Origin of the sequence: Phaeobacter sp. A36a-5a (genome assembly GCF_037911135.1) — a bacterium.
Lineage (GTDB): Bacteria > Pseudomonadota > Alphaproteobacteria > Rhodobacterales > Rhodobacteraceae > Phaeobacter > Phaeobacter bryozoorum.
Genome location: NZ_JBBLYU010000001.1, coordinates 1,550,846 through 1,565,101, shown reverse-complemented (window position 1 = coordinate 1,565,101; position 14,256 = coordinate 1,550,846). Strand labels below are relative to the sequence as shown.

The 14,256-nt window shown below is 60.2% G+C and carries 10 protein-coding genes and 1 tRNA gene; 10 read left to right on the top strand and 1 reads right to left on the bottom strand.

The genetic code is table 11. The features are described from left to right. Positions 1-2: 2 nt before the first annotated feature. The 3 genes from WLQ66_RS07290 to WLQ66_RS07280 all read left to right on the top strand — a co-directional run bounded on the left by WLQ66_RS07290 (position 3) and on the right by WLQ66_RS07280 (position 5,095). Positions 3-524 (top strand): DUF192 domain-containing protein, encoded by a 522-nt coding sequence (locus WLQ66_RS07290; protein WP_340545681.1) that lies wholly within the window; start codon positions 3-5, stop codon positions 522-524. A gap of 43 nt (positions 525-567) precedes the next feature. Further along, a tRNA-Pro gene (locus WLQ66_RS07285) sits at positions 568-644 on the top strand. Positions 645-1,450: 806 nt separating this feature from the next. Next, entirely contained in the window at positions 1,451-5,095 is a 3,645-nt protein-coding gene (locus WLQ66_RS07280) for a vitamin B12-dependent ribonucleotide reductase (protein WP_340545680.1), read from the top strand. Between the two features lie 197 nt (positions 5,096-5,292). Here WLQ66_RS07280 and WLQ66_RS07275 read toward each other — a convergent pair whose 3' ends face one another. After that, a complete protein-coding gene (locus WLQ66_RS07275) occupies positions 5,293-6,468 on the bottom strand; it encodes an MFS transporter (protein WP_340545679.1) in 1,176 nt (391 codons plus the stop codon). 424 nt (positions 6,469-6,892) lie between these two features. Between WLQ66_RS07275 and WLQ66_RS07270 the strand changes: the two genes are divergently transcribed. The 7 genes from WLQ66_RS07270 to WLQ66_RS07240 are packed head-to-tail and all read left to right on the top strand — an operon-like array spanning position 6,893 to position 14,230. Then, positions 6,893-7,639 (top strand): FadR/GntR family transcriptional regulator, encoded by a 747-nt coding sequence (locus WLQ66_RS07270; protein ID WP_340545678.1) that lies wholly within the window; start codon positions 6,893-6,895, stop codon positions 7,637-7,639. After that, positions 7,632-8,783: an aminotransferase class I/II-fold pyridoxal phosphate-dependent enzyme gene (locus WLQ66_RS07265; protein ID WP_340545677.1), complete on the top strand. Its 1,152-nt coding sequence runs from the start codon at positions 7,632-7,634 to the stop codon at positions 8,781-8,783. Before WLQ66_RS07270 ends, WLQ66_RS07265 begins: the two co-directional genes overlap by 8 nt. 41 nt (positions 8,784-8,824) lie before the next feature. Next, positions 8,825-10,081, top strand: a complete 1,257-nt coding sequence (locus WLQ66_RS07260) for an ABC transporter substrate-binding protein (RefSeq protein WP_340545676.1) — start codon at positions 8,825-8,827, stop codon at positions 10,079-10,081. Then, positions 10,063-11,013: a carbohydrate ABC transporter permease gene (locus WLQ66_RS07255; RefSeq protein ID WP_340545675.1), complete on the top strand. Its 951-nt coding sequence runs from the start codon at positions 10,063-10,065 to the stop codon at positions 11,011-11,013. The genes WLQ66_RS07260 and WLQ66_RS07255 overlap by 19 nt, the downstream gene beginning before the upstream one ends. An 8-nt stretch (positions 11,014-11,021) precedes the next feature. Next, positions 11,022-11,873 (top strand): carbohydrate ABC transporter permease, encoded by an 852-nt coding sequence (locus tag WLQ66_RS07250; protein WP_340545674.1) that lies wholly within the window; start codon positions 11,022-11,024, stop codon positions 11,871-11,873. A gap of 11 nt (positions 11,874-11,884) precedes the next feature. Further along, positions 11,885-12,952: an ABC transporter ATP-binding protein gene (locus WLQ66_RS07245; protein ID WP_340545673.1), complete on the top strand. Its 1,068-nt coding sequence runs from the start codon at positions 11,885-11,887 to the stop codon at positions 12,950-12,952. A 24-nt stretch (positions 12,953-12,976) separates the two neighbouring features. Continuing rightward, complete coding sequence (locus WLQ66_RS07240) at positions 12,977-14,230, top strand: AGE family epimerase/isomerase (RefSeq protein ID WP_340545672.1); 1,254 nt, start codon at positions 12,977-12,979, stop codon at positions 14,228-14,230. Positions 14,231-14,256: the final 26 nt, after the last annotated feature.

Below are 14,256 nucleotides of genomic sequence, written 5' to 3'. Positions count from 1 at the left end.
TGATGCGGCACGCCTGGACCCGATTGTCAGACAGGATGACAACAGGAGCCAGAGCCGCCGCTCTCTCTATTATGTCGGTCGCTGCGATTGTGGCGGCCGGGGCGGTGCAGGCCGAAGAGGCCTGCCGCCCTGATCTGGTCAGCCTGCGCGGCCCCTGGGGGCAGGCGCAGTTCTCTGTAGAAATCGCCGATACCATAGAAACACGCGCGCAGGGGTTGATGCACCGGCTCCATATCGCGCGTGGCAATGGCATGTTGTTTGTCTATGAGGCGCCGCAGCGCGCCAGCTTCTGGATGAAGAATACGCTCATTCCGCTGGACATGCTGTTTGTCGACAGCAGCGGCACGGTGCGCCATATTCACCATCGCGCCATTCCCGGGGACCTGACGCCGATCCCGGGTGGTGACAACGTCTATGCCGTGCTGGAAATCAACGGCGGTCTTGCCGCGCTTTATGGGATTTCAGTCGGCACCCAGCTGCGCCATGAAGTTTTTTCAACGACAGGCGCAATTTGGCCCTGTTAGGGCTTTTCAAATCAGATCGGCAACGCTAGGAAGGCGCACGGTCCGGGGCGTGGCGCAGTCTGGTAGCGCACCTGTTTTGGGTACAGGGGGTCGTGAGTTCGAATCTCGCCGCCCCGACCATTTCATCCATCTGGATGTGACGTAGACGCCGACATGCCTGTCACAGGGCTGTCGGCGTTTCGCGTTCCAGCCGACCGATCCGATGGGGGCGCAGATCCGTCATCCGCGGACGGGCAGGGGCGCTGTTCAGTCCCTGAGGGCTCGCTGAGGAGATTCGGACTGGTTTCCAAATTATGACCAAATCAGGCGTCTCGCTATGTCTGTTAAGGGTTGCTTAACCAACTGACGCGCGTTGGCGTCGATTTCCTTTTACGCTTCGTGCCAACAGGGAAAAAAAACACCTCGGCACGCCTTCTATCTGGAGGGAGTGTATTTCATTTTTTCAACCCTCGGTCTGGTTGAGTGATTTCTGTTTCAGAAGAGTTCGCTGCTGCCGTTGCTGCGGCGTGACATGCGGCAAGCCCCTCTCCGCAAGGGGATTTATCGCGTCGGATGGATGGGGCTCTTGGGACCGTGCCAGGTAAAGTGATCAACTCTGAATCGCAGCTTCGTGATCGACCGCAGACCATTAAGCTATCGTCAACGAAAAAGATGGTTACGAAAGCCTAAAAATGCCGTTGACCCCATATGCCTGAATACGTCAAATTGTGTACGTCGGATGATGCAGCACAAAATATGGTGGATTTCACCCGGTGCTACACCAGACCAAGCAAAGCATTTAGCGCTGGCGGATATGGGGCCTCGGCCCTGGCACGCATCTTATGTGAGGTGCGCAGCAGGGTGTTTTGCGGCGAAGAACGAGAAGAGACGCGTCGGCCAAAAGGCGTGATTTGTGACAGTGGGACTGCAAAAAAGAGGCAGATGGCATGAAGATTGAACGGAAATTTACAAAATCTGGGCAGGACGCATATGCCGATCTGGACTTTGTCCCTGCAACGTCGGAGATCCGCAATCCAGACGGCACCATTGTGTTTCGTCTTGAGGGCGTCGAGGTTCCGGCGGGCTGGAGCCAGGTCGCCAGCGATGTGATTGCGCAGAAATATTTCCGTAAAGCCGGTGTCCCGAGCAAACTGAAAAAGCTCCGTGAAAAAGGCGTGCCCGAGTTCCTATGGCGCTCGGTTCCGGCCGGTGATGATGTGGAATTTGGCGGCGAGACCTCCTCCAAACAGGTGTTCGACCGTCTGGCCGGCGCCTGGTGCTACTGGGGCTGGAAAGGCGGCTATTTCTCAACCGAGGAAGACGCGCGCGCCTATTTCGACGAGATGCGCTATATGCTGGCGACCCAACGCGCCGCGCCGAACAGCCCGCAGTGGTTCAACACCGGTCTGCATTGGGCCTATGGCATCGACGGCCCAGCACAGGGTCACCATTATGTCGATTACAAAACCGGCCAGCTGACCAAATCTGACAGCGCCTATGAGCACCCGCAGCCCCATGCCTGCTTTATCCAGTCGGTCTCTGACGATCTGGTGCAGGACGGCGGCATCATGGATCTTTGGGTTCGCGAGGCGCGGTTGTTCAAATATGGCTCCGGCACCGGCACCAATTTCAGCCATCTGCGCGGCGAAGGCGAACCGCTGTCCGGCGGTGGCAAATCCTCTGGCCTGATGGGCTTCCTCAAGATCGGTGACCGGGCAGCCGGGGCGATCAAATCCGGTGGCACCACCCGTCGCGCCGCCAAGATGGTGATCGTCGATGCAGATCACCCGGATATCGAACAGTTCATCGACTGGAAAGTGATCGAAGAGCAGAAGGTGGCCTCCATCGTCGCAGGCTCCAAGATGCACGAGAAGATGCTGAACGGTCTCTTCGAGGCCATTCGCAGCTGGGACGGGGCCGAGGCTGACGCCTATGATCCGGCCGTCAACGATGGGCTGAAAAAGGCAATCCGCGAAGCCAAGAAGGTCGCCATCCCCGAGACCTATGTGAAGCGCGTGCTGGACTATGCCAAGCAGGGGCACACCTCGATTGAATTCCCGACCTATGACACCGACTGGGACAGCGACGCCTATAATTCGGTTTCCGGTCAGAACTCCAACAACTCGATCCGGGTCACCAATGCCTTCCTTCATGCGGTGAAGAAGGACGCCGACTGGCAGCTGATCAACCGGGTCGATGGGAAGGTCGCCAAAACCGTGAAGGCGCGGGATCTGTGGGAAAAGGTCGGTCATGCGGCCTGGGCCTGCGCCGATCCGGGCATCCAGTTCCACGACACAGTGAACGAGTGGCACACATGCCCCTCCGACGGTGAGATTCGCGGCTCAAACCCTTGTTCGGAATATATGTTCCTGGACGATACCGCCTGTAATCTCGCGTCGCTGAACCTGCTGACCTTCCTCAAGGACGGGGTGTTCCAGGCCGAGGATTACATGCACGCCTGCCGTCTGTGGACGGTGACGCTGGAAATCTCGGTGATGATGGCGCAGTTCCCGTCCAAGGAAATCGCGCAGCGTTCCTATGATTTCCGCACGCTGGGCCTTGGCTATGCCAATATCGGCGGCCTGCTGATGAACATGGGCTACGGCTATGACAGCGCCGAAGGGCGCGCGCTTTGCGGTGCGCTGACCGCGATCATGACCGGCGTGTCCTATGCCACTTCCGCCGAGATGGCCTCCGAGCTGGGGCCGTTTGCCCGCTACGAGCAGAACGCAAGCGACATGCTGCGGGTGATCCGCAACCATCGCGCAGCCGCGCACGGCGCGGTCGACGGCTACGAAGGCTTGGCCGTGAAGCCGGTGCCGCTTGACAGTGCCAACTGCCCGGACCCGCGTCTGGCGGAACTGGCGATGAGCAGCTGGGACGAGGCGCTGGAGCTGGGCGAACGTCACGGGTTCCGCAATGCGCAGGCCACCGTGGTGGCCCCAACCGGCACCATTGGTCTGGTCATGGATTGCGACACCACCGGGATCGAGCCGGACTTTGCGCTGGTGAAGTTCAAGAAGCTGGCCGGCGGCGGTTATTTCAAGATCATCAACCGCTCGGTCCCCGCCGCGCTGGAGGGGCTGGGCTATTCCCCGGCCCAGATCGAAGAGATCGTCTCCTATGCCGTGGGCCATGGCACCATCGGCAATGCGCCGGGAATCAATCACACCTCGCTGGCCGGTCACGGCTTTGGCCCCAATGAGCTTGCGAAGGTCGATGCGGCGCTGGAGTCGGCCTTTGATATCCGCTTTGTGTTCAATCAGTGGACGCTGGGCGAGGATTTCTGCACCGGTGTTCTGGGCATCCCGACGACTAAGCTGAACGATCCGACCTTTGACCTGCTGCGCCATCTGGGCTTCAGCAAGCGCGATATCGAGGCGGCGAATGACCATGTCTGCGGATCCATGACGCTGGAAGGTGCGCCGCATCTGAAGGAAGAGCACTATCACATCTTTGATTGCGCCAATCCTTGTGGCAAGAAAGGCAAGCGTTATCTGGGGGTTGATAGCCATATCCTGATGATGGCCGCAGCCCAGAGCTTTATCTCCGGTGCAATCTCCAAGACCATCAACATGCCCAATGACGCCACCATCGAGGATTGCCAGAAGGCCTATGAACTCAGCTGGTCGCTGGGGGTGAAGGCCAATGCGCTGTACCGTGACGGCTCCAAGCTGAGCCAGCCGCTGGCGGCGGCACTGGTTGAGGACGACGATGAGGCGGCCGAAATTCTCGAAAGCGGGTCGCAGCAGGAAAAGGCCATCACCCTTGCCGAGAAGATCGTCGAGAAGGTGGTCATCAAGGAAATCGTGAAATCGCATCGCACCAAGATGCCGCAGCGCCGCAAGGGCTATACTCAGAAGGCGGTGGTTGGCGGCCATAAAGTGTACCTGCGCACCGGCGAATATGAGGATGGCAACCTTGGCGAGATCTTCATCGACATGCACAAGGAAGGTGCCGGTTTCCGTGCGATGATGAACAATTTCGCCATCGCGGTATCGGTTGGCCTGCAATATGGCGTGCCGCTGGAGGAGTTTGTCGACGCCTTCACCTTCACCAAGTTTGAGCCCGCGGGCATGGTGCAGGGCAATGACTCGATCAAGAATGCGACCTCCATTCTGGACTATGTGTTCCGTGAGCTGGCGGTCAGCTATCTCGATCGGACCGATCTGGCTCATGTCAAACCGGAAGGCGCCAGCTTTGACGATCTGGGCCGGGGCGAGGAGGAGGGTGTCTCCAATCTCTCGGAACTGAGCGAAACCGCTGCGACGCGGTCGCTGGAGGTGCTGAAACAGATTTCCTCCACCGGCTATCTGCGTAAGCGTCTGCCGCAGGAACTGGTCGTATTGCAGGGCGGGCAGACCGAGCTGCTGGCCAACATCGGGGGCGATCCGGTCGCTGCCTTGCAGTCGCTGGTGCCTGAGACATCAGCCGTTGCGCCTGCCGCGTCCGGCGGCATGGATGCCCGAACCAAGGCCAAGATGCAGGGCTACGAGGGCGAGGCCTGCGGCGATTGCGGAAATTACACGCTGGTGCGCAATGGCACCTGCATGAAATGCAACACCTGCGGCGGCACCTCTGGCTGTAGCTAAGTGCTGATGGAATTGGACTGTGACCGTCGCGGCGATGCTGTCGCGCTGGTCGGAAACCCGGGGTGGGTGCGCTCACCCCGACACGGATCGGGACACAGGCAACAACCTCGGGCGGTAACAAGAACCACCTGATCCGTGCACCTGGGAGGGGGAGGCCACAGTGCCTCCCTTTTTTCTTTTTTGGTCCGGAGCTTGGTTTAGCTGCGTTTTAGAACCCTTGAAAATATAACGATAAACGCTGAAAGCACTGCAAGGATCACAAAGGCGGCAGGCAGCGACAGCAACTCGGCGGTAATGCCGATCATGGGTGGGCCGATCAGGATGCCGCCGTAGCCGAATGTCGCGACGCTGGCGATGGCAGCGCCTGCGGGAAGTTCGGGATCACTGGCCGCGCGGCTGAAGGCGAGCGGCATGACCAGCGCATAGCCGATACCCATCAGGGCAAAGCCGATCATGGCAGCAGCGTAGCTGCCAAACACCACCGCGATCAATGCGCCAAGACAGGCGCTGGCACCGGCCATGCGCGCGGCGCTGACGGCCCCAAGCCGCGCGACCACAAGATCGCCGATCAGCCGCATTGCCACCATAGCGACCGAGAAAACGGCAAATCCAAGCGCGGCATCCGCTTCGCTGGCGCCCGTCGTCAGCACCAGAAAGATCGCGCTCCAGTCGGCCATCGCGCCTTCGCCAACGGCTCCGCAAAAGGCGACAAATCCCACCGCAACCAGCGGTCCACGGGGCAGAAGCGATGGTTTTGTCATCGGATTCTTGGGGGCGGGGTCGGCAGTCCAGGGGATCTGTGCGACAGAGAGCGTCAGAAGCGCTGCGATCCCCCCGGCGAGCAGGAAATGCAGCGGGATTTCTGCCCCGACGGAGGCCGCGCCGTAGCCAGACAGCGCACCAAGCCCGGCCCCAAGGCTGAACATCGCGTGAAAGGACGACATCATCGGCCGTCCGGCACGTTTCTCCACCTCACTTGCCCATGCGTTCATCGCTACGTCCATGCTGCCATGGGCGGCACCAAAGACAAAGAGCGCGGCCGCCAGCAGCGGCAGGCTCGGCGCCAGCGCCAGCAGCACCAGCCCGAGGACATAGGCCAGCGCCACCCGGCGGGTGACATGGGCGGCCCCCATCCGATCTGCCGCCCGTCCGGCAAGCGGGAAGGAGAGGATCGCGCCTGCAGCCATTAGCAACAGCAGCAACCCCAGCGCGCCGGGCGTCAGCTCGTGGCTGTCGGCGACGGCCGGGATGCGCGACGCCCAGATCCCAAACAGGGCGCCGTTCAGCACAAACATCGCCGCAACCGCGCGCCATGGCGTGCGCAGCCGGAACCGGGAAGACGGACGGGTCGGGTGAGGGCTGGTTACGGGCACGCGAAATCCTTTTTACGGTAGAAACTGAGGTCTCAAATCTGGCGGGCCCGTATCGGCTTGGGACATCTGACGGGACCGCTTGGCGCAGACAAATCCTCGCCAGGATTTTCGCAGAGTGATTGGAACTCAATGCCGGTGCAAGCGGTTTTGGCCCGATGTGCGGCAGGTGCCCGGGTGGTTTATTCGGGCCGTATTCGGCGCGGCAGATGGATCGAATCGACGTCAGCAGGGGCCGGTTGATTTGCAAGAGCGTCTGTTCCGATCCGGCTCCGATCTCTGCGTGGTGCCTTAACATGTCTTTGTAACGCATTGAATATTCGCGTTTATATAATGTCCGACAATACTGTTGATAATGTCCGACATTATTGCCATGCTGTGACAGGAACCGGGTCTGGCCAGCGCCAGATCGCATGAAAGGCACAGCATGGCAGCGCGTGATCCGAACCAGACAGCCCATCACATGGCGCCGCTTCCGGCGCGCAGCACTAGCCGGGATGTCCTTGAAGCGCTGATCCGCATGATCGAGGCTGACGGGCTGGGTGTGGGCGATCGCCTGCCGCCAGAAGTGGAGATCGCCCGTCAGCTGGGCGTAGGCCGGTCCAAGGTGCGCGAGGCGCTGACCGCCTGGCAGAACATGGGCATCGTGACCCGCAACAAGAAGGCCGGGACGCGACTGGCGACGGAGGTGGTGTCAAATGCCATCCATCTGCCGGTGATGGTCAAGCTGGAGGCCGAGAGCCTTATGCGAACCCATGCGGTTCGGCGCCCGCTGGAACTGGAAACCGTCCGCCTGGCAACCCGCAACATCACCCCGCAAAGCGCCCGTATCATCATGGGCCGCGTGACCGAGCTGATCGCGATTCACGGTGCCGGAGAGGACTGGCGCGCCTCCGATTACCGGTTTCACGAAGCCCTGCAGGAGGCCTGCGGCAACCCGTTGTTCGGTCAGCTGATCCAGCAGATCCAGCATGGATTCAACGAGGTCTACGAGGCGCCATTCGGCAAGCCGCATCTGGGGGAATCCTCGATCCCGCTGCACCTGCCGCTGGCCGAAGCGGTGGTCGCGGGCAATGAGGAGGAGGCGATGAAAGTGATGGAGCGCATTCTCGACATGGTCGAAGCGGAGATCCGCGAGTCGATGCAGGCGATGGTGGAGGGACATGATGACTGAGGACCTGGGCCTGGCCACGTTGATGGCGGCTGTTCTGGAGGATCGCAACGGCGCGATCACCCCGCCGATAGTACAAACATCGCTGTTCAGTTTTGACAGCTACGAAGCGTTTGAAGATCGCATGGCCGGGCGCAGCGATACGGCGATATACACAAGGGTCCAGAACCCGACGGTGGCGGCCTTTGAGGGGTTGATGGCCAAGGCCGAGCAGGGCGAGGCGGCCTGCGGATTTGCCTCCGGGATGGCGGCGATTTCCTCGACGCTTCTTGCCTTTGTGAAACCGGGTGACAGGATTGCCTGCGTCGAACATGTCTACCCCGACAGCTATCGTTTCATGGAACGGCTGTTGCGGCCCTTTGGGGTTGAAATCGACTATTACGCGCCGAGGCAGCTGGAAGAGGAGCCGGACCTGCTCAAGGGCGTGCGGCTGGCCTATCTGGAAAGCCCCAGCTCGGTGGTGTTCCAGCCTCTGAACCTCATGAAGGTTGCAGCCCATGCAAAACGGCATGGCGTGCTGACGATGATCGACAATTCCTGGGCCAGCCCTGTGTTTCAAAAACCCCTGACCCAAGGCATTGATATCGTTTTGCATTCAGCATCGAAATATATCTCCGGCCATTCCGATACCGTGGCGGGGGTGGTGGTGTCTTCGCAGGCGAATATCGACCGGATCCGTGATCTCACGTTGCCGTTGCTGGGTGGCAAGCTGGCGCCGTTCGAGGCGTTTCTGCTGACCCGAGGCCTGCGCACGCTGGCGGTGCGGATGCGCCAGCACGAGGCCACGGCGACGCTCTTTATCGACCGTCTTTCGGCCTTGCCGCAGGTGCGCCGGGTGCATTCTCCGGGCCCAAACGACGTGCCGGGTCTCACCGGGCGGTCCGGTCTGATGTCGGTCGAATTTGATGACAGCGTGGATATCCCGGCATTTGCCAACGCGCTGACCCATTTCCGGCTGGGCGTCAGCTGGGGTGGATTTGAAAGCCTGATCCTGCCGGCCCGCGTCGGGCTTGCGCAGATCGGCGAAGAGAACTCGATGCAACGTTTTGGAGTTTCGCCGAACCTCGTTCGGCTGAACCTCGGGCTGGAGGAGGCCGAGGACCTGTGGGCGGATATCACATCCGCCCTCGCGACTAGCACGGTCTGACAGGGCCGTGTGTACCGTCACACGACAAGGGGAAGGACAACATGAAAAAAATTCTGACAGGGATCACGACGGCGGCCATGCTGATGGGCAGCGCCGCCTACGCGGAGACGACGCTCAAGCTGGTTGAGGTGATCACCAGCCCGGAACGCACCAAGGTGCTGCAGAGCATCGTTGACGGCTACGAGGCCGCCCATCCCGATGTTTCCGTCGAAATCATCAGCCTGCCGTGGGGGCAGGCGTTTGAGAAGCTGGCGACCATGGTTGCCGGCGGCGATATCCCCGATGTTGTCGAAATGCCCGACACCTGGCAGGCGCTTTATGCAGGCTCCGGCCAGCTGGCAAGCCTCGCCGATCATGTCGCCGACTGGGAGCATGGCGCAACGCTGACAGACAAGACGATTGCAATGGGCAGCCAGGCGGGTGATCTCTACATGATCCCCTACGGGTTCTACCTGCGCGCGATGTTCTACAACAAGAAACTGCTGGCCGAAGCCGGTGTCGAACCGCCCGAAACCATGGAAGACTTCATGGCGGCATCGGCTGCGGTATCGGAACTGGACGGCAAATCAGGCTACTGCCTGCGCGGTGGTCCGGGTGGCACCAACGGCTGGGTGATGATGGCGGCTGCGATGAACGGCACCAATGACTTCTTCACCGATGATGGCAAGAGCCGCATGAATGAGCCAGGCTCGGTCGAGGGCATCCAGTTCATGCTTGATCTCTACCAGAAGGGCTATGCCCCGAAGGATGCGGTCAGCTGGGGCTTCAATGAGATCGTCGCCGGTTTCTATTCTGGCACCTGCGCTTTCCTCGATCAGGATCCTGACGCGCTGATCGCGATTTCGGAGCGGATGCCAGCCGAGGATTTTGCGGTGATCCCGATGCCTGTCGGCCCCTCCGGCAAGGCATTCCCGACCATCGGTTTTGCAGGCTGGTCGATCTTCAATGCGACCAAGCATGAGGACGAGGCCTTTGATCTGGTGGCGGCGCTGTCTGCACCTGAGGCCAATGGCACCTGGGCCAAGCGAGTTGGTGTGATCCCGGTCCATAAGGGCGCCGATCAGGACCCCTATTTCCAGACCGAGCAATTTGCAGGCTGGTTCAAGGAGTTGAACGGTGAGCAGTATGAGCCGACCACCATGCCGACCTTTCTGGAGAAATGGGGCTATTTTGCAAGCACCGTGGTTCTGGAAACCAGCCAGGAAGCGCTTCTTGGTCAGCGCAGCGCACAGGATCTGGCCGATGAATGGGCGGATTTCCTGACCGGCGAATATGCGAAATGGCAGGCAAAGCAGTGATTGCGCGCGCCCAAAAAAACGTCGTGCCCGGGGGAACCGGGGCACGGCGCTCGCTCTACTGGCACTATATGGTGGAGCCGTTTCTCTACCTGTCGCCGATGATCCTGTTGATCGGCAGCGTCATGCTGATGCCGCTGGTGATTGGGGTGTCCTACTCGTTTCAGGCCATTGAACTGCTGAATCCTTTCGACACTGGCTGGGTCGGGTTTGAAAACTATCAAAAGCTCTGGACGGATCGCAAATTCTGGATCGCGCTTGAGAACACCTTCTTCTGGACGTTCTGGTCGATCTTCTTTCAGTTCTTTCTCGGGCTGGGGCTGGCGATGCTGCTGAACACGCAGTTCTTTGGCAAGAAGCTGTTTCAGGCGCTGGTGTTTCTGCCCTGGGCGGTGCCGACCTTTCTGTCAGCCCTGACATGGGCCTGGCTGTTCAACCCGGTGATCGGACCGATCCCGCACTGGCTGGCCGCGCTTGGGGTGCTGTCGGAGCCCTACAATATCCTGGGTGATCCTGATCTGGCGATCTGGGGGCCGATCACCGCCAATATCTGGTTTGGTGTGCCGTTTTTCGCCATCACGCTGCTGGCTGCGCTGCAGTCCATTCCGGGTGAGCTGTACGAGGCTGCCGAAATCGACGGCGCCAGCGCGTGGCAGAGCTTTACCAAGATTACCCTGCCGTTCCTGGCGCCAATGATTGCTATCACGGTGATGCTGCGCACCATCTGGATCGCCAATTTTGCCGATCTGATCTTTGTGATGACCGGGGGTGGTCCGGCCAATTCAACGCAGATCCTGTCCACCTACATCTTTACCACCGCGTTCCGCAAACTGGACTTCGGCTATGCCTCGACCATTGCGGTGGCGTTGCTGATCATCCTTCTGGCCTATGCTGTCATCCTGCTGTGGATGCGCAGACGGCTGGTCAAGATCTGAGGATCACCATGGCTAATATCGCGTGTTCATCCAGACGTCATCCAGCGCTGGCGATTGGGAAATATGCCGCCATCGCATTCTATCTCGGCTTTGCGCTGTTTCCGCTCTACTGGCTGATGAAAATCGCCGTTACGCCCGATGCGCTGATCTTTTCCGAGGGCACGCGGATGCTGCCCAGTGCAGTGACGTTCGAGAATTTCGCCACCGTGCTGTTTGAGACCGAGTTCCTGGCCTATTTCCGCAACTCTCTGACAGTCTCGCTCGGCACGGCGTTCTTCACCACGCTGATTGCGGCCGGGGCGGGCTATGCTTTCTCGCGATTTGTCTTTGCGGGCAAGCGGATCATCATCGGCGTGATGCTGATCACCCAGATGTTCCCGCTGCTGATGATCATCGCGCCGATCTACAAGATCGTGGCTGATCTGGGCCTGCTGAACTCGCTCACCTCGCTGATCGTGGTCTACACCGCCTTCAACATCCCATTTGCGACCTTCCTCATGCAATCCTTCTTTGACGGGATCCCAAAGGATCTGGAAGAGGCCGCGATGATGGATGGCTGCACCCGGTTTCAGGCGCTGCGCACGGTGGTGTTTCCGCTGACCCTGCCGGGGCTGGGGGCGACGCTGGGTTTTGTCTTTACCGCCGCCTGGTCCGAGCTGCTGTTTGCGCTGATGCTGATTTCCAAAAATGACGCGATGACCTTCCCGGTCGGGCTGCTGACCTTCGTGTCGAAATTTTCGGTGGACTGGGGGCAGATGATGGCGGCTGGCGTGCTGGCGCTGGTGCCAAGCTGCCTGTTCTTCATTTTCATACAACGCTACCTGGTGCAGGGCCTCACGTCCGGCGCGGTCAAAGGATAGGGGGCCGGATCATGGCACGGATCGAACTCAGAGATGTTGCGAAACGCTATGGCGCTGTTGAGGTGCTGCGCGATATCAATCTTGATATTCAGGACGGTGAATTCATCGTTCTGGTCGGGCCATCAGGCTGCGGCAAATCTACCCTTCTGCGGATGATCGCAGGGCTGGAGCCGATCACGTCTGGCGATTTCGAGATCGACGGGCAGCGCATGAATGACGTGCGGCCACGGGATCGCGACATTGCCATGGTGTTCCAGTCCTACGCGCTTTATCCGCATATGGATGTGGCGCGGAACATGGGGTTTTCCATGGAGATCCGCAAGGAACCGGCAGAGGAGCGCAGATCGCGCGTCGCCAAGGCCGCCGAAACCCTAGGCCTGTCGAAACTGGTGGATCGCTTGCCCAAGGCGCTATCGGGCGGGCAGCGCCAGCGCGTTGCTATGGGGCGCGCCATCATCCGCGATCCGCGCGCGTTCCTGTTTGATGAGCCGCTGTCCAATCTGGACGCGGCGCTGCGTGTGGAGATGCGGCTGGAGATTGCTCGGCTGCACAAGCAACTGGGCGCCACGATGATCTATGTGACCCATGATCAGGTCGAGGCGCTGACGCTGGCGGACCGCATTGTGGTGTTGAATGGAGGCGATATTCAGCAGGTCGGCTCGCCGCTCGATCTCTATGAGCGGCCCGCCAATAAGTTCGTGGCGCAGTTCATCGGCTCTCCCACGATGAACATATTGCCGGTATCCGGGGCCGATAGCGGGGTGATGGCCCGCAATGGCATGATGCTGACGCTGGATCATCTGCGCGACACCGCCGCAGCTGTGGATCTTGGCATCCGACCGGAGCATCTGGATGTGGTGGCACCGGGTGAGGGGGATCTGACTGCGGTTGCAGATGTGGTTGAACGTCTGGGATCGGACACAAACATCTATGCCAATGTCGATGGGCTGGGCCCGCTTCTCGTGCGCAAACATGGCAATATCCCGGTCCGAAACGGGGATCGGCTGGGATTGCGGGTGCAGCGGCAGAATGCTCATATCTTCAACGCAAATGGCAGGGCCATCCGGCCCGCCGCCTGACGTGCGACATAAAGGAGAGTAGCCATGGTCACGCCGAACCCTGCCGGAGCGCTGGATGCAGCCTGTTTCTGGCTGGACGACCCGGATCACCGCGCTTTTCTGATAGCGGATGCTCGCCGGCAGCTGGGTTTCTTTTCTGCGAGTCTGGGCAAGGGACCGGGCTTCCATATCCTTGATGCCGCCGGTCAGCCATTGCCTGACAACACACAGGAGCTGCACACAACCACGCGTATGGTGCATTCCTACGGGCTGGCGCATATCTGCGGCTATGCCGGTGCTGACCGGATCATTGACCATGGCATCGCCTATCTCAACGGTCATCATCGCGATCGCGTCCATGGTGGGTATCTTTGGGCGATGAAGGGCGACAAGGTCGCTGATGATCGCAAACTGGCCTATGGGCATGTCTTCGTGCTGCTGGCGGCCTCAACTGCCAAGCTGGCCGGGCATCCAGGTGCGGATGCGTTGCTGTCGGATGTCGCCGAGGTGCTGGACCACAGATTCTGGGAACCGCAGGCGCAGCGCTTTGCTGATGAATGGAACCGGGACTGGACGCCGTTTTCATCCTATCGCGGCATGAACGCCAATATGCACGGGGTCGAGGCGCTGCTGACAGCCTACGAAGCCACCGGCGAGTCGATGTTCCTGGAGCGAGCGGGGCATATTCTGGCTTTTTTTGTCGGTGATATCGCCGGGCAGGACGGCTGGAGACTGCCAGAGCATTATACCGAGGAGTGGCAGATTGATCGCGCCTATGCCGGTGATCCGATGTTTCGGCCTGCGGGCACCACGCCGGGCCATTCCTTTGAGATGGGGCGGCTGCTGTTGCAGCACTGGGATCTGGCCGGACGGCAGGATCCAGGCGTTCCGTGCCGCGCCCGGAAGCTGATCGAGCGGGCCCTGGCGGACGCCTGGCTGCCGGATGGCGGGTTTGCCTATACGCTTGACTTTGAGGGTAAGGTTGCGATGACCAACCGCTTCTGGTGGCCGGTAACCGAGGCCATCGGCGCGGTTGCCGCTTTGATCAGGCTGGACGCCCGGGCCGAGGACGAGCTGTGGTATCGCCGCCTCTGGAGCTTTGCACAGGCCCATTTCATTGATGAAGAGCGCGGTGGCTGGTATCCCGAGATTGACCAGGCGGGGCAGGTGACGCAGACGATTTTTACCGGCAAGCCGGATATCTACCACGCGCTTCAGGCCTGTCTGTTGCCCATGGGCGCCTTGCAGTTGGGCCATGTGTCAGGGCTGAAACAATTGTCGAAACCGCTGATGTCCTGAGTACGGCGCGCACCTGAAAAAACCGG

Coding starts and splice junctions, on each gene's coding strand:
- WLQ66_RS07290 (WP_340545681.1), top strand. CDS start 3: ATGCGGCACGCCTGGACCCGATTGTCAGACAGGATGACAACAGGAGCC.
- WLQ66_RS07280 (WP_340545680.1), top strand. CDS start 1,451: ATGAAGATTGAACGGAAATTTACAAAATCTGGGCAGGACGCATATGCC.
- WLQ66_RS07270 (WP_340545678.1), top strand. CDS start 6,893: ATGGCAGCGCGTGATCCGAACCAGACAGCCCATCACATGGCGCCGCTT.
- WLQ66_RS07265 (WP_340545677.1), top strand. CDS start 7,632: ATGACTGAGGACCTGGGCCTGGCCACGTTGATGGCGGCTGTTCTGGAG.
- WLQ66_RS07260 (WP_340545676.1), top strand. CDS start 8,825: ATGAAAAAAATTCTGACAGGGATCACGACGGCGGCCATGCTGATGGGC.
- WLQ66_RS07255 (WP_340545675.1), top strand. CDS start 10,063: ATGGCAGGCAAAGCAGTGATTGCGCGCGCCCAAAAAAACGTCGTGCCC.
- WLQ66_RS07250 (WP_340545674.1), top strand. CDS start 11,022: ATGGCTAATATCGCGTGTTCATCCAGACGTCATCCAGCGCTGGCGATT.
- WLQ66_RS07245 (WP_340545673.1), top strand. CDS start 11,885: ATGGCACGGATCGAACTCAGAGATGTTGCGAAACGCTATGGCGCTGTT.
- WLQ66_RS07240 (WP_340545672.1), top strand. CDS start 12,977: ATGGTCACGCCGAACCCTGCCGGAGCGCTGGATGCAGCCTGTTTCTGG.